The 22,991-nt window shown below is 35.1% G+C and carries 26 protein-coding genes; 11 read left to right on the forward strand and 15 right to left on the reverse strand.

Features of this window, described 5'->3' with window-relative positions; translation table 11 throughout:
- Nucleotides 1-124: 124 nt before the first annotated feature.
- Nucleotides 125-2,938, reverse strand: coding sequence for a leucine--tRNA ligase (gene leuS / locus NO995_RS04510; RefSeq protein ID WP_258226452.1), 2,814 nt, complete (start codon nt 2,936-2,938; stop codon nt 125-127).
- A 201-nt stretch (nt 2,939-3,139) separates the two neighbouring features.
- Between leuS and NO995_RS04515 the strand changes: the two genes are divergently transcribed.
- Entirely contained in the window at nt 3,140-4,054 is a 915-nt protein-coding gene (locus NO995_RS04515) for a DMT family transporter (RefSeq protein WP_258226453.1), read from the forward strand.
- 35 nt (nt 4,055-4,089) lie between these two features.
- Here the strand turns inward: NO995_RS04515 and NO995_RS04520 are convergent, their stop codons facing one another.
- On the reverse strand, nt 4,090-4,695 hold the full coding sequence (locus NO995_RS04520) for a porin family protein (protein WP_258226454.1): 606 nt from the start codon (nt 4,693-4,695) through the stop codon (nt 4,090-4,092).
- Nucleotides 4,696-4,940: 245 nt separating this feature from the next.
- Between NO995_RS04520 and NO995_RS04525 the strand changes: the two genes are divergently transcribed.
- Both NO995_RS04525 and NO995_RS04530 read left to right on the forward strand, forming a co-directional pair.
- Complete coding sequence (locus tag NO995_RS04525) at nt 4,941-5,819, forward strand: ABC transporter permease (protein ID WP_240572148.1); 879 nt, start codon at nt 4,941-4,943, stop codon at nt 5,817-5,819.
- Between the two features lie 72 nt (nt 5,820-5,891).
- Nucleotides 5,892-6,143, forward strand: coding sequence for a DUF3098 domain-containing protein (locus NO995_RS04530; RefSeq protein WP_258226455.1), 252 nt, complete (start codon nt 5,892-5,894; stop codon nt 6,141-6,143).
- Here NO995_RS04530 and NO995_RS04535 read toward each other — a convergent pair whose 3' ends face one another.
- Nucleotides 6,144-7,271, reverse strand: a complete 1,128-nt coding sequence (locus NO995_RS04535; protein ID WP_258226456.1) for a glycerate kinase — start codon at nt 7,269-7,271, stop codon at nt 6,144-6,146.
- Nucleotides 7,272-7,389: 118 nt separating this feature from the next.
- Here NO995_RS04535 and NO995_RS04540 point away from each other — a divergent pair, with 118 nt between their 5' ends.
- From NO995_RS04540 to NO995_RS04550, 3 genes are read left to right on the forward strand one after another with little or no spacing between them, the layout of a single operon-like run.
- Nucleotides 7,390-8,187, forward strand: coding sequence for an undecaprenyl-diphosphate phosphatase (locus NO995_RS04540; protein ID WP_258226457.1), 798 nt, complete (start codon nt 7,390-7,392; stop codon nt 8,185-8,187).
- Between the two features lies 1 nt (nt 8,188).
- Nucleotides 8,189-8,890 (forward strand): tRNA pseudouridine(55) synthase TruB, encoded by a 702-nt coding sequence (truB, locus tag NO995_RS04545; protein ID WP_258226458.1) that lies wholly within the window; start codon nt 8,189-8,191, stop codon nt 8,888-8,890.
- A gap of 44 nt (nt 8,891-8,934) precedes the next feature.
- On the forward strand, nt 8,935-9,660 hold the full coding sequence (locus NO995_RS04550) for an energy transducer TonB (protein ID WP_240572153.1): 726 nt from the start codon (nt 8,935-8,937) through the stop codon (nt 9,658-9,660).
- On the opposite strand, the gene NO995_RS04555 is transcribed toward NO995_RS04550, so the two are convergent.
- Nucleotides 9,644-10,261: a thioredoxin family protein gene (locus tag NO995_RS04555; protein WP_258226459.1), complete on the reverse strand. Its 618-nt coding sequence runs from the start codon at nt 10,259-10,261 to the stop codon at nt 9,644-9,646. The two genes, NO995_RS04550 and NO995_RS04555, sit on opposite strands and share 17 nt — an antisense overlap.
- Before the next feature lie 95 nt (nt 10,262-10,356).
- On the opposite strand from NO995_RS04555, the gene NO995_RS04560 reads away from it, so the two are divergent.
- Complete coding sequence (locus NO995_RS04560; protein WP_258226460.1) at nt 10,357-10,923, forward strand: DNA-3-methyladenine glycosylase I; 567 nt, start codon at nt 10,357-10,359, stop codon at nt 10,921-10,923.
- Nucleotides 10,924-11,021: 98 nt separating this feature from the next.
- A complete protein-coding gene (locus NO995_RS04565) occupies nt 11,022-11,702 on the forward strand; it encodes a DUF2490 domain-containing protein (RefSeq protein WP_258226461.1) in 681 nt (226 codons plus the stop codon).
- Nucleotides 11,703-11,732: 30 nt separating this feature from the next.
- Here the strand turns inward: NO995_RS04565 and aat are convergent, their stop codons facing one another.
- From aat to NO995_RS04580, 3 genes are all read right to left on the reverse strand, one after another.
- A complete protein-coding gene (gene aat, locus NO995_RS04570) occupies nt 11,733-12,356 on the reverse strand; it encodes a leucyl/phenylalanyl-tRNA--protein transferase (RefSeq protein ID WP_258226462.1) in 624 nt (207 codons plus the stop codon).
- A 71-nt stretch (nt 12,357-12,427) separates the two neighbouring features.
- A complete protein-coding gene (locus NO995_RS04575; RefSeq protein ID WP_240572158.1) occupies nt 12,428-12,805 on the reverse strand; it encodes a DUF3127 domain-containing protein in 378 nt (125 codons plus the stop codon).
- Nucleotides 12,806-12,840: 35 nt separating this feature from the next.
- Nucleotides 12,841-13,710 carry a flavin reductase family protein gene (locus NO995_RS04580; protein WP_258226463.1) on the reverse strand — a complete coding sequence of 290 codons (870 nt, stop codon included), beginning with the start codon at nt 13,708-13,710 and terminating at the stop codon, nt 12,841-12,843.
- Nucleotides 13,711-13,826: 116 nt separating this feature from the next.
- On the opposite strand from NO995_RS04580, the gene NO995_RS04585 reads away from it, so the two are divergent.
- On the forward strand, nt 13,827-14,978 hold the full coding sequence (locus NO995_RS04585) for a HAMP domain-containing sensor histidine kinase (RefSeq protein WP_258226464.1): 1,152 nt from the start codon (nt 13,827-13,829) through the stop codon (nt 14,976-14,978).
- A gap of 3 nt (nt 14,979-14,981) precedes the next feature.
- Nucleotides 14,982-15,332, forward strand: coding sequence for a hypothetical protein (locus NO995_RS04590; protein ID WP_258226465.1), 351 nt, complete (start codon nt 14,982-14,984; stop codon nt 15,330-15,332).
- On the opposite strand, the gene NO995_RS04595 is transcribed toward NO995_RS04590, so the two are convergent.
- Together NO995_RS04595 and greA are read right to left on the reverse strand one after the other, a co-directional pair.
- Nucleotides 15,327-15,716, reverse strand: a complete 390-nt coding sequence (locus tag NO995_RS04595) for an HIT family protein (protein ID WP_258226466.1) — start codon at nt 15,714-15,716, stop codon at nt 15,327-15,329. The two genes, NO995_RS04590 and NO995_RS04595, sit on opposite strands and share 6 nt — an antisense overlap.
- A gap of 88 nt (nt 15,717-15,804) precedes the next feature.
- A complete protein-coding gene (gene greA / locus NO995_RS04600) occupies nt 15,805-16,278 on the reverse strand; it encodes a transcription elongation factor GreA (RefSeq protein ID WP_258226467.1) in 474 nt (157 codons plus the stop codon).
- Nucleotides 16,279-16,436: 158 nt separating this feature from the next.
- On the opposite strand from greA, the gene NO995_RS04605 reads away from it, so the two are divergent.
- Entirely contained in the window at nt 16,437-16,871 is a 435-nt protein-coding gene (locus NO995_RS04605; RefSeq protein WP_258226468.1) for a hypothetical protein, read from the forward strand.
- A 48-nt stretch (nt 16,872-16,919) separates the two neighbouring features.
- Here the strand turns inward: NO995_RS04605 and NO995_RS04610 are convergent, their stop codons facing one another.
- The 6 genes from NO995_RS04610 to NO995_RS04635 all read right to left on the reverse strand — a co-directional run bounded on the left by NO995_RS04610 (nt 16,920) and on the right by NO995_RS04635 (nt 22,744).
- Nucleotides 16,920-19,169, reverse strand: a complete 2,250-nt coding sequence (locus NO995_RS04610) for a TonB-dependent receptor (protein WP_258226469.1) — start codon at nt 19,167-19,169, stop codon at nt 16,920-16,922.
- Nucleotides 19,170-19,377: 208 nt separating this feature from the next.
- Nucleotides 19,378-19,785, reverse strand: a complete 408-nt coding sequence (arfB, locus tag NO995_RS04615; RefSeq protein WP_258226470.1) for an alternative ribosome rescue aminoacyl-tRNA hydrolase ArfB — start codon at nt 19,783-19,785, stop codon at nt 19,378-19,380.
- The gene (locus tag NO995_RS04620; RefSeq protein ID WP_258226471.1) at nt 19,785-21,338 is read right to left on the reverse strand and encodes a DUF4301 family protein; all 1,554 of its coding nucleotides are present in this window, start codon (nt 21,336-21,338) and stop codon (nt 19,785-19,787) included. Before NO995_RS04620 ends, arfB begins: the two co-directional genes overlap by 1 nt.
- The gene (locus tag NO995_RS04625; protein WP_258226472.1) at nt 21,338-21,907 is read right to left on the reverse strand and encodes an ATP-binding protein; all 570 of its coding nucleotides are present in this window, start codon (nt 21,905-21,907) and stop codon (nt 21,338-21,340) included. The genes NO995_RS04620 and NO995_RS04625 overlap by 1 nt, the downstream gene beginning before the upstream one ends.
- Entirely contained in the window at nt 21,868-22,500 is a 633-nt protein-coding gene (gene pnuC, locus NO995_RS04630; RefSeq protein ID WP_258226473.1) for a nicotinamide riboside transporter PnuC, read from the reverse strand. The genes NO995_RS04625 and pnuC overlap by 40 nt, the downstream gene beginning before the upstream one ends.
- Nucleotides 22,484-22,744, reverse strand: a complete 261-nt coding sequence (locus NO995_RS04635; protein ID WP_258226474.1) for a thiamine-binding protein — start codon at nt 22,742-22,744, stop codon at nt 22,484-22,486. Before NO995_RS04635 ends, pnuC begins: the two co-directional genes overlap by 17 nt.
- Nucleotides 22,745-22,991 lie beyond the last annotated feature (247 nt).

Below are 22,991 nucleotides of genomic sequence, written 5' to 3' on the forward strand. Positions count from 1 at the left end.
CAATCAAAATACTCAAACCACTAACACGTAAACCGCTGATTTAAAGTTAGATATAAAAAAAGCATTGTGCAATATTAAAATGCACAATGCTTTAACTTTATAATCAATATTTTAGACTGAAGATTTAGCCTACAATATTTACAATTTTGCCTGGTACAACAATCACCTTTTTAGGGGCTCTTCCCTGTAATTGCTCCTGAGTTTTTTCGTGAGCTAATACGGTTTTCTCGATATCTTCCTTACTCATATCTAACGGTAATTCTAAAGTGAAACGCATTTTACCATTAAATGAAATTGGGTAATTCTTACTGCTTTCTACTAAATGACTCTCGTCGAATTTAGGGAAGGCTGCCGTTGAAATCGATTCGTTATGTCCTAACTGACTCCATAATTCTTCTGCAATGTGAGGTGCGTACGGAGAAATTAAAACCAATAACTGCTCTAAAACAGCTTTCGACGAACACTTTTCTGCTGTTAATTCGTTAACCGCAATCATAAAAGTTGACACCGATGTATTGAACGAGAAGTTCTCGATATCTTCCTGTACTTTCTTAATTGTTTTATGAAGCGTTTTTAAGCTGTCTTTACTTGGCTCGCTATCGTCTATTCGTAATCCGTTATCGTCTACATACAGTTTCCAAAGTTTTTTAAGGAACCCGTGAACACCTGTAATACCAGCCGTATTCCAAGGTTTGTATTGCTCTAACGGCCCAAGGAACATTTCGTATAAACGTAAAGAATCGGCACCGTAATCGATACAAATCTGGTCTGGATTCACCACATTATACTTCGATTTCGACATTTTTTCAACTTCACGACCTACTTTGTAAACGCCATCTTCTAAAACAAATTCGGCATCCTTAAATTCTTCTCGCCAGTTTTTAAAGGCTTCAATATCTAATTCATCTGATGCATTTACAAAAGATACATCTGCATGAATTGGCTGCACTTTTTGTCCTTCGATTAATCCTTTCGATAAAAATTTATTTTCTCCTTCAACACGATAAACAAAAGCACTTGTTCCAAGAATCATCCCTTGGTTAATCAGTTTTTTAGCAAATTCTTCAACCGGCACAACGCCTTTATCGAATAAGAATTTTTGCCAGAAACGCGCATATAATAAATGCCCGGTAGCATGCTCGCTTCCACCGATGTATAAATCGACATCTTTCCAGTAATTCAACGCCTCCTGACTTGCGAAAGCTTCAGTGTTGGTAGAATCCATATAACGGTTAAAATACCATGAACTTCCAGCCCAACCTGGCATGGTGTTTAACTCTAATGGGAAAATCGTGTTATTATCAATTAAATCGTTACTTACTACGCGGTTTTCAACCGTATCCCAGGCCCAAACCGTCGCGTTACCTAATGGTGGCTCACCAGTTTCGGTTGGTAAATACTTTTCTACTTCAGGTAATTGAATTGGCAAATGCGCTGCATCAATCATTTGTGGCATACCATCTACATAATAAACAGGGAATGGTTCTCCCCAGTAACGCTGACGGCTAAATACGGCGTCGCGTAAACGGTAGTTGGTTTTCCCTTCTCCACAACCTAACTTTTCTAACTCGGCAATAACCGTTTTGGTTGCTTCTTTATAATTTAAACCATTTAAAAAGTCGCTGTTAGCGATAATGGTTTTGTCTTTATCGGCAAAGGCTTCTTCCGAAATATCGGCACCTTCAAAAATATTTGGAATGGCAATGTTGAAATGCTTCGCGAAATCGTAATCGCGCTGGTCACCACATGGTACAGACATTACTGCTCCTGTTCCGTAACCTGCTAACACGTAATCGCCAATCCAAACCGGAATGGGTTCTTTAGTAAACGGATGCTCGGCATACGCTCCTGTGAATGCTCCGGTAATGGTTTTAACATCTGCCATACGCTCACGCTCACTACGTTTTGCAGTCGCTTCCATATAAGCTTCAACCTCAGCTTTTTGCTCAGGCGTTGTAATTTTAGACACCAAATCATGCTCAGGTGCCAAGGTCATAAAACTCACCCCGAAAATAGTATCAGGACGTGTGGTGAAGACTTCAATCACGGCATCATGATCTTTCACATTGAACGTTACAGAAGCTCCAACCGATTTACCAATCCAGTTACGCTGACTTTCCTTTAAAGAATCGGTCCAGTCAATGGTATTTAAGCCTTGTAATAAACGCTCGGCATACGCAGAAATACGCATACTCCACTGCGTCATTTTCTTTCTCACCACTAGATGACCACCACGCTCAGAAACCCCATTAACAATCTCGTCATTAGCTAAAACAGTTCCTAAAGCCGGACACCAGTTTACTTCGGTTTCTGCTAAATAGGTTAATCTATATTGTAATAAAATTTCCTGTTGTTCTTTCGATGAAAGCGCGTTCCAGTCTTCTGCTGTGAATGACTCAACAGCATCATCACAAACGGCATTAACTTTAGCATTTCCTTCAGCTTCAAAAATTTTGATTAATTCTGAAATATCTTCAGCTTTCTCAGCGTCGTTGTTGTACCATGAGTTGAATAACTGAATGAAAATCCACTGTGTCCATTTGTAGTAACTTGGATCAGACGTACGAACTTCACGAGACCAGTCGAAGGAAAAACCGATTTGATCTAACTGACGACGATAAGTCGCGATATTAGTTTCAGTTGTAATGGCAGGATGCTGACCTGTTTGAATGGCATACTGTTCTGCCGGTAAACCAAAGCTATCATACCCCTGCGGATGCAATACATTAAATCCTTGATGACGCTTGTAACGTGCATAAATATCAGAGGCAATATAACCCAGAGGATGCCCAACATGTAATCCGGCTCCACTTGGGTAAGGAAACATGTCTAATACATAATATTTAGGTTTGTCTGAATGATTTTCAGCCTTAAACGTTTGATTTTTGGCCCAATATTCTTGCCACTTTTTCTCGATTTGATTGAAATCGTATTTCATCTACTTAATATATTATTCTTTCAACAGGCATTCATCCTATTGTCATTCTGCTTTTTAAAAGCGCAAATTTACGGTTTCTTCAGAAAACAGAAAGCCTTTATACACAATTAATAAAATTGAATTTTAAGCCCGCATTATAACAATCCTTTAAGCATTCGTTTTACAGAGTATTTGTAATTTCGCGACTTAAATAACCTGACCTTGATAAAAGATACTACCAAAGCACACTTAGCGTTATTAGGAGCCAACATTATTTACGGAGCCAATTATATTATTGCCAAAGGCGTGATGCCCAACAAAATTGGTCCGACAGCCTTTGTTTTTATACGATTAGCCTGTTGTGTTTTACTGTTCTGGATTATAAAATTGTTATTTGTTAAAGAAAAAGTTGAAAAGAAAGATTTTCTGCGTTTAGCACTTTGCGGCTTGTTTGGTGGGGCATTAAATCAATCCTTGTTTTTTCACGGTATAAACTTAACCTCACCTATTGATGCCTCTATTATTACCACAGCAACACCGGTAATTGTTTTAGTATTCAGCTATTTTATTCTGAAAGAACGCATCACTAAAAACAAAATTCTTGGCATTACTTTAGGCGCTATTGGTGCTGTTTTATTGATTCTATATGGAAACAAAGCCGTTGGAACCAGTTCGTTTTTAGGAAACTTATTTATTCTATTGAATGCGTGCAGTTACGGACTGTATCTGGTACTAGCAAAAACGTTAATGCACAAATACAATGCGATGACCGTAGTGAGCTGGATTTTCTTCTTCGGATTTTTATATGTCTTCCCGTTTGGCATTAACGCCTTTTTAGAAACTGATTTTGCTGGGTTTGATTTAGACACCTATTTAACTATTGGTTATGTGGTGATTTTTACCACCTTTCTAGCCTACTTTTTCAATATTTATGCACTTAATCATTTAGCGCCATCGGTAACCAGCAGCTATGTTTATTTACAACCTGCGGTAAGCTTCATTATGGTAAGTATCATGGCTTATGTTTTTATGAAAACCCAATATGCGCAAGACATTAATCTGGTAAAAATATTAAGTTGTGGACTTGTTGCTCTTGGAGTTTATCTAGTGAGTAAACCACAAAAAAATAAGGTCTAAATTTTAGACCTTATCCTCTTTATTTTTAATACTGCTTAAAATCTACGTCCGATAGAAAACTGAAATACACTGTTTTGCGCATCCGGATTATCAAAAGCATTAGTCACACCAATATTGTATCGCGCCTGAGCAAACCAATAACGATCCAAATTTAAACTTAAGCCAAAGTTAAAACCTAAATCAAAGGTATTGGCGCCAGCATCGTAATCGTAATAATCGTCACTGTAGTTAGCTCTGTCTTTCACCAAAAATCCTAATTGAGGTCCGAAATCTAAACTCAACTGATCACCTAAATAAAATTTAGCCATCACCGGTACCGAAATATAATCTAAGTAATATCGCGCCTGAAGTCCGTCGGAATACATTTCTTCACCACCAACACGTGAAAACAAAAATTCAGGTTGAATAGCAAAATTTCTGCTGATTCTATTTTCAGCCGTTAAACCTATATGATATCCTAACAAACTATTGCGAGCTATACCATCATTCCCTCCTTGAAACGACGATACATTCAGTCCGGCTTTTAAACCAAACACATAATTATTATTACTACTATACCTCTGATTATAACGTTGCGCCTGAGCTTGATTAAAAAATGCTGCGAATGTGATTAAGGCTAAAATTAAAATGTTCTTCTTCATAATGTTTGTTTTTCAATTTTATTTTCACATTTTCAACAACCATGCCAACAAAAACCAAAAACTATTACTCACTGTCTTGGTGTACATTTCAAAACAGCACTTTCAAAACCCTTAAAATTCGATTGAAAAGACAACAATTTCAGCTTTAAAAAGTTATACAATTAGTAAGGATTTGTATTGCAAATAATTTAATTATAGTATTCCTTTTTCTTTTAGTATTTTTACATCGTTAATCCCACATTTATATGAGTTCATCTTTCGAGAAACACCAAAAACGCCGACTTATATCATCGTACTTTTCAGTAGTTTTAAGTATTGCTTTGGTTTTATTTTTATTAGGATTATTAGGCTTATTGGTTCTTAATGCTAAAAAGGTTTCCGATCACTTTAAAGAACAGGTTGTTGTTACCATTTATTTGAAAGATTCGGCGAAAGATGTGGAGACGAAACAGCTTGAAAAAAGCTTGGCTATGGCCGATTACGTAAAGTCTACCGAATATGTTTCGAAAGAACAGGCGGCAGAATTTATGAAGGCTGAAAACGGTGAAGACTTTATGGATTTTGTAGGCTACAACCCGTTACAAAACTCGATTGATGTACACCTAAAAGCCGATTACGTAACCTCGGAACATTTAGAAAAAATTTCGGAAGAAGCCTTATCTAAAAACTTTGTTGATGAAGTGACTTACGATAACGATTTGGTTAACTTAATGAACGAAAACGTTAAGAAAATCAGTTTTTGGGTATTGGTTTTAAGCAGCATTTTCACATTAATTGCGGTACTTTTAATTAACAGTTCCATAAGATTATCGGTTTACTCCAAACGATTTACCATTAAAACCATGCAAATGGTTGGTGCGACCAAGCAATTTATTCGTCGTCCGTTTGTTTGGAAAAGTGTTCGTTTAGGTGTTATTGGTGCGGTAATAGCTTTAATAGGCATGGGCATTGTGCTGTATTACGTTAACAAAATGTTCCCGGAATTAGGCTTACTTAACACCCCGATTTTAGTGGTTTTACTATTTGCGTTTGTATTTGGATTAGGCATTGTAATTACCTGGATAAGCACCCATTTTGCTACACAACGTTTCTTAAATTTAAAAACCGACGAACTTTATTATTAGATAATTTATAAACCTGTTAACGTTTATTTTTTAAATAAATACGTTAATTTGCGTTACACTTTTAAACACATTATGGGAGAAGAAAAACAAAAAGACGCTAATAAAAGCCAGTTTATTTTCGGAAAGAAGAACTACAAATTCATGTTTATTGGTTTGGCTTGTATTGCTTTAGGCTTTATTTTAATGTCTGGCGGTGGTAGTGACGACCCTAATGTTTTTAACCCAGAAATTTTTCATTGGCGACGTATTCGTTTAGCACCTATGCTGGTGCTTTTAGGTTTTGGTATCGAGATGTATGCCATTTTACTAAACCCTGAAAAGTAATTATTCAAGAAGCGTTTTAGCAAATTTTTTAGTCATTTGGTTCACATAGTCTTTGACATTTTTCATAGCATCATCTGTCGATTTACTATAGTTTAAAACCTTATCGGAGTAATCTGTTCCTAAACCCTGCATCTCCTTTTCAGACAAACGAATATCACCACAAAAAGCAGCAACTTTTATTTGTTTCGCTTTCGCGGATGACAGTACACCCTGAATCGTTTTTCCTGATAAGGTTTGTCCATCTAAACGACCTTCTCCGGTAATAATCCAATCGGCACCCTGAAGTTTATTATCGAAATCGGCTAATTCTTTTATTAATTCTACGCCCGGTTTTAAATCGCCATTTAAAAATATTTTTGAAGCGATTCCCATGCCTCCAGCAGCACCGGCTCCTTCTACTTTTTGCGGATTTATATTGAAAGTTTTTTCTATAATTTTTGAAAAATCTTTCAATCCTTGATCTAACAGTTCAACGTCTTCATCTGTGGCTCCCTTTTGTTTAGCATACACTTGTGCAGCACCATGTTCACCGTATAATGGATTCGCAACGTCACAAGCTACTTTTATTTCAACATCCTTTAATTTTGGATTCACACGAGATGTATCTATTGTTTTTATACGACTTAAATTTGCTCCTATTGGCTTAACACCTTCATCAAAATCATCTAAAAACCGGTATCCTAAGGCTTTAGCCATTCCAATACCGCAATCGTTAGTCGCACTACCGCCAATACCCAATATGATAGTTTTAGCACCTTTATTAATTGCGTCTAAAATCAATTCACCTGTTCCATAGGTGGTTGCATGTTTACAATCGAGTTCTTCAGTTTTCAGAAGCTTATACCCAGAAGCTTCCGCCATTTCAATAAAGGCTGTTTTGGAATGTTCAGCATATAAATATGAGGCCTCGATTAATTTAAAAAACGGATTATGCACCATAACCTTTACGGTTTCTCCGCCTAAATAAAAGTTAATGATATCAATAGTTCCATCCCCTCCATCTGCTAAGGGCAATGCTACAATTTCAGCATCAGGAATCACTTTATGAATACCGGTTTCAACCGCATTACAAAAGCCTAATGCGGAAAGTGAGTTTTTAAATTTATCGGGAGCGATTATGATTTTCATAGAAAAAGAAAAACATGAAAATATTTAAATTTCGATTATCGAACAAATTACTAATTAATCCTTTTAAAGTTTCTATGATTGGCGACCAATTATACGGCTATTTTAATATTTTTGCCCCATGGATATAATAAACGCTATCATTCTTGGTATTATTCAAGGGCTTACCGAATTTTTACCAGTATCGTCAAGTGGACATTTAGAAATAGGAAAAGCCATTTTAGGCGATCAATCTGTCCCGGAAGAAAGTCTGCTTTTCACTGTTGTTTTACACTTCGCTACCGCATTAAGTACTATTGTTGTTTTTCGAAAAGACATTCTAGAACTTATTAAAGGAGCCTTACAGTTTAAATGGAATGAAGATTTACAATTCGTTGCTAAGATTGTTATTTCCATGATTCCCGCGGTGATTGTCGGTTTGTTTTTCGAAGAACAATTAGAAGCCCTTTTTGGAGGCAATATTTTATTAGTTGGAAGCATGCTAATTATAACTGCTGCATTATTATTCTTTGCCGACAAAGCTAAAGACACCAATAAAAAGGTATCATTCTCGAACGCATTGATCATAGGTGTTTCTCAAGCTATTGCGATGCTTCCTGGAATTTCTCGCTCGGGAGCAACCATATCAACTTCAGTTTTACTTGGTAACGATAAAACAAAAGCGGCTCGCTTTTCATTTTTAATGGTGGTGCCGTTAATTTTCGGGAAGATTGCAAAAGACATTTTAAGTGGCGATTTAGCATACAACAGCTCACATATTACTTCATTATCAATCGGGTTTATTACTGCTTTTGTTGCTGGTTTATTTGCCTGTACCTGGATGATTGCGTTAGTAAAGAAAAGTAAACTAACATACTTTGCCATTTACTGTGCTATTGTTGGGTTAATTGCAATTCTATTTTCAATTTTAAACGGCTAATATGAGTTTACAGGAAGAATTTCAGGCTGGTAAAGTTTTACTCATCGATAAACCTTTGAACTGGACCTCGTTTCAAGTGGTTAACAAACTGCGCTGGGAAATAAAGCAAGCCTTCAAACTAAAAAAGATTAAAGTTGGGCATGCCGGAACCTTAGACCCTTTAGCCAGTGGATTATTAGTTATTTGTACAGGTAAAATGACCAAAGAAATCGATTCGTTTCAGGCTCAAATAAAAGAATACACCGGGACTATTGTTTTAGGAAGCACGACGCCATCTTACGATCTTGAAACCGAGATTAATGAAAGCTTTCCTACCGAACATATTACCGAAGATTTAATTAAAGAAACTACCAAACAGTTTATTGGTGATATTGAACAATATCCGCCTGTTTTTTCGGCGTTAAAGAAAGACGGTAAGCGTTTATATGAATTTGCCCGTGCGGGTGAAACGGTTGAAATTAAACCACGAAACATTAATATTGCGGAGTTTGAAATTACAAATATTAGAGACTTAGAAGTTGGCTTTAGAGTGGTTTGCAGCAAAGGCACCTACATTCGTTCTTTAGCCAACGATTTTGGAAAAGCTTTGAATTCCGGTGGCCATCTATCGGCTTTAAGGCGTACGAAAATCGGAGATTTTGATGTTACTAACGGGGTTAGCATTGAAGATTTCATTAGCTCTCTGAACAACCAAATTGAGTAATTTTACGTATATTTCGAGTAGAATCACCCAAAAACAACCCAGATTTGCACCTAACAGATCAACATAAAGCCCTACTCATTACGCTTCTTATTACAGGAACCGTTATCCTTTTTGTTTTTAATTTACACTTAAAACAGCAAAGCGAACAAATAGCTGAAAGCTATTATGAAATGGAACCCGAAAAAGAGCTAAGCAAAGAAGAAATTAAGGTTCTGGAGGCTTTAGAACAACTTCAGGGTAGTAAAGCGGAAACTAATCAAGCATTCAACGAAACAGATAATAGCAAACATTTTGCTCAGGCGTTTAAAACCATTGCTCCTCCTGAAGATTACGTTCCAAAAACAAATACAAGTACAGATTCAGGAGAAAGTGATAATTCGAATGCTTTAGGTGAAAATTTTTCAGAAGATAAAGCGATTAAAGAAGAAGAACTATCTGCCTTTAATAAAGTGAGCGAGCTTTTAAAAAAACAAAAAAGTGAAGGCGTAAATAAGAAGAGTACCATGAGTTACTCCCTTAAAGACAGAACACACAACTTTATGCCTACCCCAATTTATTTATGTGAAGTAGGCGGAAAAATTGTTGTAAATATTACGGTTAATTCTCAAGGCACGGTTACCGACGCCTCTATTAACGGCTCATCGAATTCAGACAATCAATGCCTGAAAGAACACGCTTTAGAATATGCCAGAGAAGCCACTTTTAGCGAAGACGCATCAAAACCTTCTCAAGTTGGAACGATTACCTTTAATTTTATAGGCAAACCTTAGCTTCCAATCCACATAGTATTTCGGTAACATCGTTAATAATATTTAGTCCCTTGTCACTGTTATACCAATGTTGTAAATCTTCTTTAAATTCAGGAGTTAATTTTCCGTTTTTAGCAATAAACCTTTGCACGTAAGTTGTCGCTTCACTTGGTCGTGGGCCATACGTACTTAATACTTCGCCTGTATTATCGTCAATAATAATAACTTTAGGAATTGATCGCGCACCCTTGGTTAAAAAGGCATCCATAAGATCTGGATTTTCATCGCGAAGCACTACCCTGTAGGTTATGTGCGGATTAACCTCAGCAATCTTATTAAGCACTGGCAAAACATGAGCTGCATCACCACACCAACTTTCAGCAATAACCAACCAGGTAATATCCTGCTTAAATTTAGATATTCGTTTTTGTGAAACCTCCGGAATTCTTATGGTTTTATCCCAACGTTTCATGCGTCTTTCATTTAATTTGGTGAAATCCGCCTGATCTTTTGTTTGTTCTGCACCTGTTGTGGAATGTTCTTCGGCTAAACGTTTTACTAAATCTCTATATGCCTCATAAGACATGCTTCGATCTAAACTATCTTTAATTATTGACTTCATGGTTTATGCTATTATCTTGGGCAAAATTAGAGGCTCATACCTTCATTTAAAATGATTTTTGTCATACTTTTACATAAATCCTTACAAAAATTACAATGAGCGAAAAACATAGATGTGGCTGGTGCACTGGCGATTCCTTGTATGAAGCCTACCACGACGAAGAATGGGGTGTTCCGGTTTATGATGATGCAACTCTTTTTGAATTTTTAATTTTAGAAACTTTTCAGGCAGGTTTAAGTTGGATTACCATTTTAAGAAAACGAGAAAACTTCAGAAAAGCTTTTGATAATTTCGACTATAAGAAGATAGCTAACTACGGTGAGGATAAAATAGATTGCCTACTGGAAGATGCCGGCATTATTAGAAACAAACTTAAAGTGAAAGCAACTGTTACCAATGCACTGGCTTTCATGAAAGTACAGGATGAATTTGGTAGTTTTAGTAAGTATATCTGGGATTTTGTGCAAGGTACACCTATTAAAAACAAACTGGAAAATTATAAAAATGCACCAGCAACTACAGCCATTAGTGATGCCTTAAGTAAAGATTTAAAAAAGCGAGGTTTTAAATTTGTAGGATCGACAGTTATTTATGCACACATGCAAGCCACCGGTATGGTTAACGACCATGAAATAAACTGTTTTAGATATAATGAAGTATAAATTTCATATCATTTTTCCTTTTTGTTATAATATCTTTGCTAAAAGCTATAACTGGGATAGTCAACTAAAAATGACCAGTTGATCTGCATTGAACGATTATGAAATTAAAACATGTTTTCCTTTGTATCTTTCTCTCCTGTAACACATTCATTTTAAAAGCGCAGGATCATTCAGGGGTACTTGGTGAAACTTCGTTTGTTCTCAATTATGGTGTTTCCAAAAACTATAGCTTAAGTTTCACCGGGCGCTCTCGTTATTTTTTGTTTGAGAACAAAACATTTAGCTTTCAGCAACAGCAATTAGATATTTTTCACATGTCCACCTTCTCTTTAAGTTCTTCAAATCGTTTAGGAGTCGGACTCTATTACAGACATCGAGACGTTTTTGAATCTGGGAGTGATGAGCTACGGTTTATGCAGCAATTTAAATACCAAAAACATAAAGCTAAAATAAGCTTTGGGCATCGCTTTAGAACAGAACAACGGATATTAGAATCGAAAACTATTTTTAGACAGCGTTATAGATTTTCTGCCAATTTCCCTATTAGCGGACATAATGAAGGCGTTGAAGCGCCTTATGTTTTATGTTATTTTGAAGGATTATTAAGTTTAAGTAAACCCGACGCTCCAGAAATCGATCAGCGTACAGCTGTATATCTGGGATGGCATTTTGGGAAACAACTAAAATTTGAAACGGGTATTGAATACCGATTAGAACGCTTTAACCTCGACTCCAGAAATTACTTTTTCTTCTTAAATACATTAAGCCTTTCCATTTAAAAGACCTATCAATACAGCTTCTCGAATTTATTATAAATATTCTAAAAATTCAGCTCTAGAAATTTCTTCTGCTCCAAGACTTTCGAGATGATTAGTATGCACCTGACAATCTATTAATTTATAATTACTATGCTGAACAAAAGTGATAAACCCAACCTTACTGGCATTACTCACTTTTGAAAACATACTCTCACCACAAAACACACCATTACCTAAATCGACACCATACAAACCACCAACCAGTTTATCATCCTGCCATACCTCTATCGACTTTGCATAGCCTAATTCATATAGTTTAACATAGGCTTCAATCATATTGTTGGTTATCCAAGTCTCGTCCTGTCCTTCCCGTTTTATACTAGAACAGGATTGCATGACCGTTTTAAACTCCTTATTAATGGTAACATTAAACTTTTTATTTCGAAGTACCTGACGCATGCTTTTTGAAACCTTTAATTTTTCAGGAAACAACACAAAACGCGGGTCGGGAGACCACCATAAAATGGGCTCATCCTGACTGTACCAAGGAAAAATACCGTACTCGTAAGCAAACAACAAACGCTCTACCGACAAATCTCCTCCAATAGCTAATAAGCCATCAGCACTGGCTTCGCTATAATCGGGAAACCATAAGTCTTGGGTTAAAAAATGCATAGTCTTTCTATTAAAACAAAAAACCTCAACATTATTTAATATTGAGGTTTCTTAAAATTTATAACAACGACTTAGAACGGTAAATCGTCGTGATCATCTTCATTTAAACTTCCTGCTGGTTCAAAAGCATCCATTGGAGGTACCGGTGGTAAATTATCTCCTGAAGCTCCCGCTTGAACTGCTTCAATTCTCCACCCTTGAATAGTGTTGAAATATTTCGTTTCTCCTTGTGGGTTTACCCATTCTCTACCACGTAAGTTAATACTAACTTTTACCTGTTGTCCAACCTGGTAACTGTTTAATAAATCAGTTTTATCCTGTACGAACTCAACCATAATGTGTTGTGGATACTGCTCTTCAGTAGTTACAACAACTTCTCTTTTTCTAAAACCATTACTTCCAAAAGATTGAGTTTCACCAATCATTTTAATTCTTCCTTGAACTTCCATGTATTACTATTTATTCAGATTTATACTTTATTTACTTAACTTAATAATATTTTCCAGGCACTATCCACATCACCATAACTCAAATATTTCTTAGCCAGTTTATGTTTTTCACGGTGCGAGGCTGTTTTTATATTCGGATAACGCTCGCCTAAATCCGTTACAAACGCCGTCACGTCTTCGTTACTTGGCAAAGCCTCTACATTACCCAACATTCCCAAATCGTTGCCTGTTAAAACCATGCTGTTTTTAATCTCCTCCGGAAAACTATCCACTCCTATTCCTACAGTTGAAATAGGCTTCGGAATTTCAAAAAAACCTTTGTTTGCTCTGGTATAATAACTCCCTCCGGCTCTGGCAACCAAATCTAATTTCTCCTGAATAACGTGTCCGTCTTTATCTAGAACGTCTTCATCAATATGAAGTTTTACAACCTCACAGATAATTAAATTCCCGGCGCCACCTTCAGTTCCCAAAGCGATAATATCGTTCACCTTACATTCCATTTGCACCGGCGATTCGGCTACACGAAATGGTTTAACAATATCAGACTTTAACATGGTTAACCCTGATTTTTCAAATTCGTTAACGCCTTCAGGAAAATCTGAACTCGATAACGACATTTGATGTACCATATCGTAATTAACAGTGTTAATAACAACTTCGCGAGTCGCCTCAATATTCTTTAATGTATGCTTAATCGTATTGTCTTTAACACGACGCGATGGTGAAAAAACAAGTATTGGCGGATTAGAGCTAAATACATTAAAAAAACTAAATGGTGATAAATTTATACGCCCTTCGGCATCAACTGTACTGGCAAAAGCTATAGGTCTTGGCGCTACTGCACTTAACAAATAACCATGTAACAAACTGGTTCTTATTTCTTTGGGATCTATAGACTGCATCTAGTTTTGTTTCAACAAATGTAACTAATCTAAATTGTAACTAAAAACCAATTTACTAACAAGTTAAACAATAATATTAACAGATTTGCATTATATTAGATACTAATTAAAAACGCATGATTTTTACTAAATATAGTAATACACTACGCTGGGTTATTGTAGCCGCTTCTCTTATTATAGTTTCCCTGATTTTGTGGAAAACCTACGAGTTTTTTCAACATTTTAAAGAAGAAGAACGTACCAAAATGGAAAATTGGTCCTTTGCGCAGACCGAATTTATCAATTCTGATGACGATGCTACGAACCTAGACCTCACCCTGAAAATTATGAGCAGCAACGAAACTACACCTATGCTGGTTATTAATGAAGATGGCAGCTTAAACAGTTTTAAAAATTTAGATGAGACCAAAATTCAGGATTCACTATACGTACAAAAATTAATTGCCAAATTTGCTGAAGAAAACCGCCCCATTCCTGTAAAATTAGGCAATACCATTGCCAGCACTATTTACTATGGCAACTCCCCACTTTTAAATAAACTTAAATATTATCCATTAGCTTTATTATTGATTGTGTTTTTATTTGGCGCTGTGATTTTCTTTTTCTACCGAAGCACTAAAAATGCAACTCAAAATAAACTATGGTCGGGTATGGCTAAAGAAACTGCACATCAAATCGGTACGCCATTATCCTCTTTAATAGGATGGACAGAAATATTAAAATCTGAAAATGTAAATCCAAGTTATATCTCTGAAATTGAAAAAGATATAGACCGCTTACAAACTATAACAGAACGCTTTAGCAAAATTGGTTCAATTCCTACCTTAGAATTAGCAGATATTAAAAAAGAGACCCTAGATTCTTACGATTATTTAAAAGCGCGTGCTTCTAAACTAATTGACTTTGAAATTGTTATGCCCGAAAGTGGCATTTTAGTAAATTTGAACAAACAACTTTACAGTTGGGCCATTGAGAACCTGGTTAAAAATGCCATTGACGCCATGAAAGGCAGAGGTAAACTAATTGTTGAGATTGTTGAGATTGATAGCACCGTAAAAATTAATGTTACCGATACCGGAAAAGGTATCGCCAAGAAAGACTTTAATAAAATTTTTGAACCAGGATATACCACTAAAAAACGTGGCTGGGGATTAGGCTTATCGCTAACCAAACGTATTATTGAAGACTTTCATGATGGCAAGATTAAAGTTTTACACTCTGAAAAAGATAAAGGCACAACCATACAAATAACTCTTAAACGCGCTTAGGCTATGGCAGAACACTATATCAAAATTAAAGCTGTTGATCTTAACAACAATTGCCCGGAATGTTACAGTAAAGAAGGCTTAAAACTTACCTTTAAGCAAAAGTTTATAGAAACCAACTTCTATAAAAAAATTACTTCTGATATTAAATACGAAATGGATTGCTTAACTTGTAATACGCATATTTACCCCGTAAAATGGACCGAAGATATTGAGCGTGTGTTTGAATATCACAAAAGAGGATTTAACCCTAAACAAGCCTCGACACATTTTAAAAAGGCGACGTGGCTTGCCATTACTTCAGGTGTATTTATTGCATTGTGTATAACCGCAGTTATAATATATAGCGTATTATAAAGCTGCCTTAATTTTTTCTGCTACAGCCTCAAACTCCTCTTGGGAGTGCGATACTTTTTTAATAAAACGCGCATCTTCCATGGTTGATAATGGTATTAAGTGTACGTGAACGTGAGGCACTTCTAAACCAATAACAGTAACACCTACTCGTTTACAAGGAATAGATTTCTCGATAGCAATCGCTACCTTTCTTGAAAACTGCATTAATCCCGTGTAGGTCGCTTCATCTAAATCGAAAATTTTATCAACTTCCTTTTTAGGAATACAAAGTGTATGTCCTGAAGCATTTGGATTAACATCTAAAAATGCTAAAAACTCATCAGTCTCAGCAATTTTATAACAAGGAATTTCTCCATTAACTATTTTAGTAAAAATTGAAGCCATAATATTAAAAATGAGAGATTATAAATTTAAAAGATTCCTGACTAAGTTAAGACAGGAATCTTTTAAAAACATTGTATTTTATTATTATTTATCTTGAAATTTCGATAATATCAAATTTCATCACGCCATTAGGAACCTGAATTTCAGCAATATCACCAACAGATTTCCCTAATAATCCTTTACCTATAGGTGAATTTACAGAAATTTTACCCGCTGCTAAATTTGCTTCACTTTCAGCCACTAAAGTATATACCACTTCCATACCGTTGGTTTGGTTTTTTATTTTCACTTTAGATAATACCAAAACTTTAGAGGTATCTAATTGCGACTCATCAATAATACGGGCATTAGAAAGTACTTCTTCAAGTTTAGAAATCTTCATTTCCAATAAACCCTGAGCTTCTTTCGCAGCGTCGTATTCTGCATTCTCACTTAAATCTCCTTTATCTCTGGCATCGGCAATAGCCTGTGATGCTTTTGGGCGTTCTATATCTTTTAGTTGTTTTAATTCGTCTCTTAATTTCTTTAATCCTTCCGGTGTATAGTACGATACTTTACTCATAACTTCATTCATTTAATAATTAAAAATGCCGAAAACATGTCTATCGATTTTCTGCATAAAAAAAATCTCGTTTTCACGAGATTGAGTAACAAATATACAAAATATTTATCTCAATTTCCTTTTTGTTGTAAATTGCGGTAGAATATTTTGCGAATTTTATGAAGCCTCTTTTATACATCCTTACCCTTTTTTTAATCGTGTCTTGCAGTAACGACGATATTATAAAAAACCCTTATTTACCGGACTACAAGTTTAACACAAACAACTTTATCGACACCAGATTACCGCAATACAACAAACTTCAACTACCGGGGAATTATGTGATTTTAGAAGGTTATGGCATAAATGGTGTGGTATTGTTTTATGCTGGAGGTGACATTTATAATGCCTTTGAATTATCGGACCCTAATCACGCTTTAAGCACTTGCTCCAAATTAACGATTGATGGGATTATTGCTTCATGCACTTGCAATGATGACAACTCCTATGATATTCTAACAGGAAACATGGCCGAAGGTACTACCGGACAATATACTTTATTACGTTATAATGTTGAAGTTTCCGGGTATATTATTCGAGTATACAACAATTAAAAAACGCCCCAGTTAGGAGCGTTTTCATTTTCTAACTTTTCTCTTTCATTAAAACTTTAAAGTCATTCCTAAAAGGAAATTAATTTTTGCCTGCGGATAATAGAAATTCTCGGTTATAGCATTATCATTACTTCCTTGTGGTCTGTAATAATAGCTATAAGTATATCCATTAGACACATATTCGTTATCGAAAATATTATTCACTAACAGATTAAAAGCTACTTCTTTAATCCAGTTTGGCTGTATCTTAAAAGTCGCATTAAAATTATTTACAAAATATGCCTCCATACTCTTAGCGTCACTTGAAGTATTATCTAAATACTGCTTGCCTACATATTTTGAAATAAACGCCAGATTTAAATTTTCTAAAGGTGTAAAACGAACAGCTCCTCCGGCAACAACGTTTGGTGAAAATGAAATGTCGGTATCTTCATAAGATGTTGTAATAGCATCGTAAGACACGGTTTCCCAAGTATTCGGGTCGTACTGGGCATCGTAAACCACGTAGTCGAAATTTTTAATTTTGTTTTGACTGAAAGTCGCATTGGCATCAACTCGTAGCATATCTGAAAATTTATAACCCGCCTGTAATTCTACACCTGCTCTGAAACTTTCCTTTACATTTTCACGAATGGGGTCTCCAACATTATCTAAATCGCCTGTTAACACCAATTGATCTTTATAATCCATATAATACAGATTAGCAGTCGCATAATACTTTGGTGTTTTTAACTTATAACCAAACTCGTAATCGTATAAACGTTCTGGTTGTGGCAATACAGGATTCTTTGTTAAATCGTCGCGATTTGGTTCTCTATTGGCAATGGCTAACGACCCGTAAACCGAATTATAATTATCAATAGTATATGTTACCCCTGCTTTTGGATTGAAGAAATTATAAGTTTCTGAAACATCAATTGGGATTAAATCTGAACTCAATCCGTTAGACTTATAATCTACACCTCTATACTGTATATCGGCAAATAAAAACCATGTATAATTTAAAGTATATTCAGCTTTTAAATACGCATTGTAATCATTTTTCTCTCCTACACTAGTATAGTAATCTGTTCGAATTGGCACAGAAACCGGAAACGAATCCCATATTAATTCACCAAAATGGTCGCCATCATACTTATTATATCCTCCCCCTAAATATACATTTAGATTATCTTTTTTATAGTTGAAAGAAGACACGATTGCATAAAAATCATTATCTAACCAACGGCGTCTAATAACTTCGCCTTCTTCACTGGCATCGGCACTTTCAGGAAAATAATCACCTACTTCCTCACCATCTTTATATTGTTCAAAATAGCCTTTCCCGCGTGTATAATTCCCCGAAAGGTTTGCTGAAAAATGAGTATTAAACTGATGCGATACATGCAATTGATAATGAGTTTGCTCGTAATGATCAATCTCGTTATCGTAAGTATAATAGTTATACGTACGGCCTGAATTCAATAGATTTTCAGCTTCAGCTTCCGAAGAATAATTTCTATCGACAAAATCCTGAATACCTTGTAAATCACCTTTTACAACGGCTTCTGGCGTACCATACCAAGACTGATACGTTTTTTCTTTTCCTCCAAAAACGATTGCTTTAACCGATGTTTTTTCATCTAAAAATCCTCCTTCAACATAATATGATGATAAATCGGAAGACGCACGATCAATATAACCATCACTCATAATTTTAGATAGTCGACCTTCCGCATAAAACCCATTTTTTAATCCAGATCCTAAACTGATATTATGCTTACGTGTGCCGTAAGATCCTACTACATTTGTGGTTGTTGCGTAACCTTCGGTTGAAGGATTAAGAGTTTTTAAGTTTAAACTTGCTCCAAATGCTCCAGAACCATTGGTACTGGTTCCTACGCCACGTTGCAACTGAATATCTTCAACAGAACTCACAAAATCAGGCATATTTACCCAAAATGTCCCCTGACTTTCAGCATCATTATACGGAATACCGTTTATGGTTACATTTACGCGAGTTGCATCGGTACCTCGAACACGAATACCTGTATACCCTACACCTGCTCCGGCATCAGAAGTTGTAACAACAGATGGCAACTGGTCTAATAAAATAGGTAAATCCTGACCCAAATTGGTCGACTCCAGTTCTTCTTTAGATATGTTAGTGAAGGCAACCGGTGTTTTATCTTTTGCGCGGGTTGCAGAGAGCAAAACTTCATCTAATTTTTCAACCTGAGTTGAATCTTGTTGTTGTTCTTGGGCATTAACCTGAATAGCTAATACCAAAGTAGTTAAAACAATAAATAAATGTTTCATTACGATTATGACTTTATAATCGAATAAAAAGAGGTTATTATTCTTAACTAATTTTGATTAAATAATTTGATAAATAAATTTATCCAAACAGCGATTCTTCGCCTCCCTAAACAGCATTACCTGTTCTAGGTTCAATGGGTATGATCTCAGCCGATATAGGCACCCCTTTATGAGAACGGCGCAAAGGTAATAAGCAATTTCGGATTATTTAGTCTAAATCTGGCTTTTTTCTATTTTCCTTTTTTAAAGACTGATTCCTCTTACTTTTTATGCGTTTTCTAATTACAGATTTAGGAATTTTAGTCGGCACACGCTTCTTTTGAACTATCAAAACGTTTTCCATCATATCAAGAAAACGCTTTATAACAAGTTCTTTATTTTTATGCTGACTTCGGCTTTCTCCACATTGAAGGATTAAAACACCATCGTTAGTCAATCTATTTTGAAGTTTTTTTTCAAGTCTAGTTTTCTGAATATCATCAAAAACAACCGAATCATTAAGACTAAAACTTAACTCAACTTTTGAAGAAACTTTATTGACATGTTGCCCACCAGAACCAGAACTTCTAATTGCTTTGAAATTTAATTCTTGTATTAAAGCTTCTTTATTATACATTACAGTACTTGATGTGCCGGTTTCAACAAATCGTTAACCGTTTTAACCGGGTTAAATGTTGACAAAGGCACTTCTACAAAAATAGAATTCCAATCGGCCATACTTCCATTCCATAAACCAGGTAATTCCAATGCTTTAATATCCGTTCCGTTTTGAGATTTAATAGTTATAAAAGCAGCTTTAGGATCTACAAAATCATGAAGATTAAACTTATTGCCCTTATAATCTTTTGTTCCACAAACCAAATCTGTCGGATTAAAATGCGTGGCATGTTTTACGATAGCTTTTTGAGATTTATCTTCCACGTTAATTTGAGCAAACTCTATAATTTGTAAAGACACATGCCCTTCCGAATCTTTTACCCAAAACGGTCCTCCTCCAGGTTCACCTTCATTTTTAACCATTCCGCAAACACGAATTGGTCGGTTTAATTTTTTATATAAATATGAAACTTTCTCATTAAAACTAAAATCATCGAATTCGGCATCTAATCTTAAATTCATTCTATGCGTTAAAAACATAGCTATTTCCAATAATTTTCTTTCCGAAACCATTTCTTTATCTAATTCATTTAAATACTGAAAAGCTTTTTCCTGAGCATCTAACAAAACTCCTGCTAATAACTTTTTATATTCGCTCTGCTTTCTATTTTGTTCTAAAATAACAATATTATCAATGTTTTTTATAAAAATTAAATCTGCGTCAAGCCTATTTAAATTCTCTAACAAAGCCCCATGACCTGCCGGTCTGAACAATAAATTTCCTTCCGGAGTTCGATATAATTCGTTATTAGATTTTATGGCAATGGTATCGGTCGATTTACTTTGATAAGAAAACGAGACGTTAAATTTAGTGCCGGTTTTATCTTGTACCTTTTGTTGAACATTTTTTAACTCTTCCTGAAATTTTTCAGTATGTCCTTCAGAAATAGTAAAATGCAAATTCGAAATATTATTTGAAGAGGCATACAAGGTAGACTCTAACAAATGCTCATGAAAGGCCGTTAATACCTCATCATTATATTTATGAAACGGCAACAGTCCTTTTGGGCAAGCACTACAATTTAAACCATCATCAGCCAACATAACTTTTACGAAAGCTATATATTTTTCCTCTACTGCTAAATCTGAATAATTTGAAATTCTAGAAACAACATTCTCGAAAAAAGGTAACTTTTCTAAACCATTAACAAATACCCAAAAGTTTTTATGTGTTTTTAAATAATGCCCCAAACGTTCTTCATCCTCATGATAGTCTTTTAAAAACTGATAGATAAATTTAAACATTCGGGTTGCAGCTCCAGATGCCGGCACAAATTTCACGACATTTAAAACATCCAACTTACTGTTGTACAAATCAACGTATTGTTGCATGTCATGTTTATCAAACTTTAAAACACCTTTATTAACGGTAGCAGCTTCAACCAAATTTGAGTACTCCATTCCAGATTTAATACACTCAATTTGGTCAATAACTTTATCTTGGGTAAGACCATGACTTTCAATTTGACGGATATCCTTATCGGTAAACATCACCTCTTTTTCTGCAATCATTAATTTTTCTTTTTCAATAGTTTATCAATATGCTTTACTGCTGTTTCCAAGCGCTCCTTTTTACTACCGCTAAGTAGCACAAAAGGTCGCTTATACTTCACTAAAGCATTATGAAAAGCTTCAAACATTGCCTCCCTGTCGTTTGGCTTATCCCTCAAATCGTCGGCTTCCCACGGAATATCAATATTAGTTAAAAAATATAAACTGTAAGTGTTTTCCAATGCATATTTTTCTAAAACTGGGTCACAATAACCCAAATAATACGCTTCAGAATACACCTTAGTTTCCAGCAAATCAGTATCACAGATTAAGATATCGTCTACTTTTTTAGCTAATTTATTTTCTAATTTTATTTGTCCTTTGGCTATTGGCAATAAATCTTCCGGCTCACAGGTTTTACGTTCGTTATTCCATTTATTTTGCAGATATTCTCTGGCGTATTCAGGTACCCAAACCGAATTATAATACCGAGCCAATTGTCTAGACAAGGTGGTTTTCCCGGTAGATTCAGGACCGAATAAAACTATTTTTATGCAGCTACTTGGCTGTTGCTTAAAGTCTTCTTCCATGCTTTATATCCATAAATGGCAATTACGGTAAATAACAAATATTGAAATGATGTAAAAATGAGTCCTTTATAAAAATACAAAGGCCCCGAAATAATATCACCGATAATCCAATACGTCCAGTTTTCTAATTTCTTTTTAGCCATAAGCCACATTCCCACAAAAAATATGGCTGTTGTAATAGTATCAACATAAGCCGTCCAGTTATCAAATTTATCGCTAATGACATAAACAACAACTACGAACAACATGGTAAACACAAAAATAGCGACACTCCACATATGTTCCTTTTTGGTCATTTTTGTTATAGGAACTTGGTGATTATCTCCATCCTTTCGTGTCCAGTAATACCAGCCATAAATACTCATTAAAAAATAATAAGCATTTATTAGCATATCGCCCAAAAGGCTAAACACCCATAAAATATACACAAAAATCGCGGTACTTACAATCCCGGTTGGATAAACTAGAATGTTTTCCTGCTTGGAATACCAGACACTTAAAAACCCAAAAAAAACACCAAGTAATTCAAGTACAATTAAATGAGTTTCGACACCTTGATATTGCGAAAACAACCAATTAAAAATGTGGCTCATAATCGTGACGATCAGATTTTACAATTTTCATATACAGCAAACCACGCTCTATAAGTTCAAATGCTTCTTTAATTTCTAAAGTTAAAACACGCATCACCTCGTCGTAATCACCATAAACTTGCGTACTTAAAGGATTTTCTAAAACTGTAAGATTTGAAGCTCTTAATTTTTTTATAAAATGAATAATTGCAGGTTCGTAATCGTCGTGTAATGGGGTTATTGTAAGTTCAACTGATATTTTCATAAGTTATTTTTTAAGACCTTAAAAGTAAGACCTTTTATCTCAAGAGAAAAATTACTATTCAGGATACCACAGGACAGACTAATTTTATGTAAAATATAGATTTGATTAAAAGCTAAGTCTAATCATTAAACTATTCTTGATTTATTTAGTCTTAAACAAAAATACAACCAACTATAAACCAAACAACTGACTTAAACAACATATTAAAATGCGGTATTTCCAAAAGCTTAAATTTTTAATTACACTC

This window comes from Aestuariibaculum sp. M13 (genome assembly GCF_024723255.1).
GTDB lineage: Bacteria > Bacteroidota > Bacteroidia > Flavobacteriales > Flavobacteriaceae > Aestuariibaculum > Aestuariibaculum lutulentum.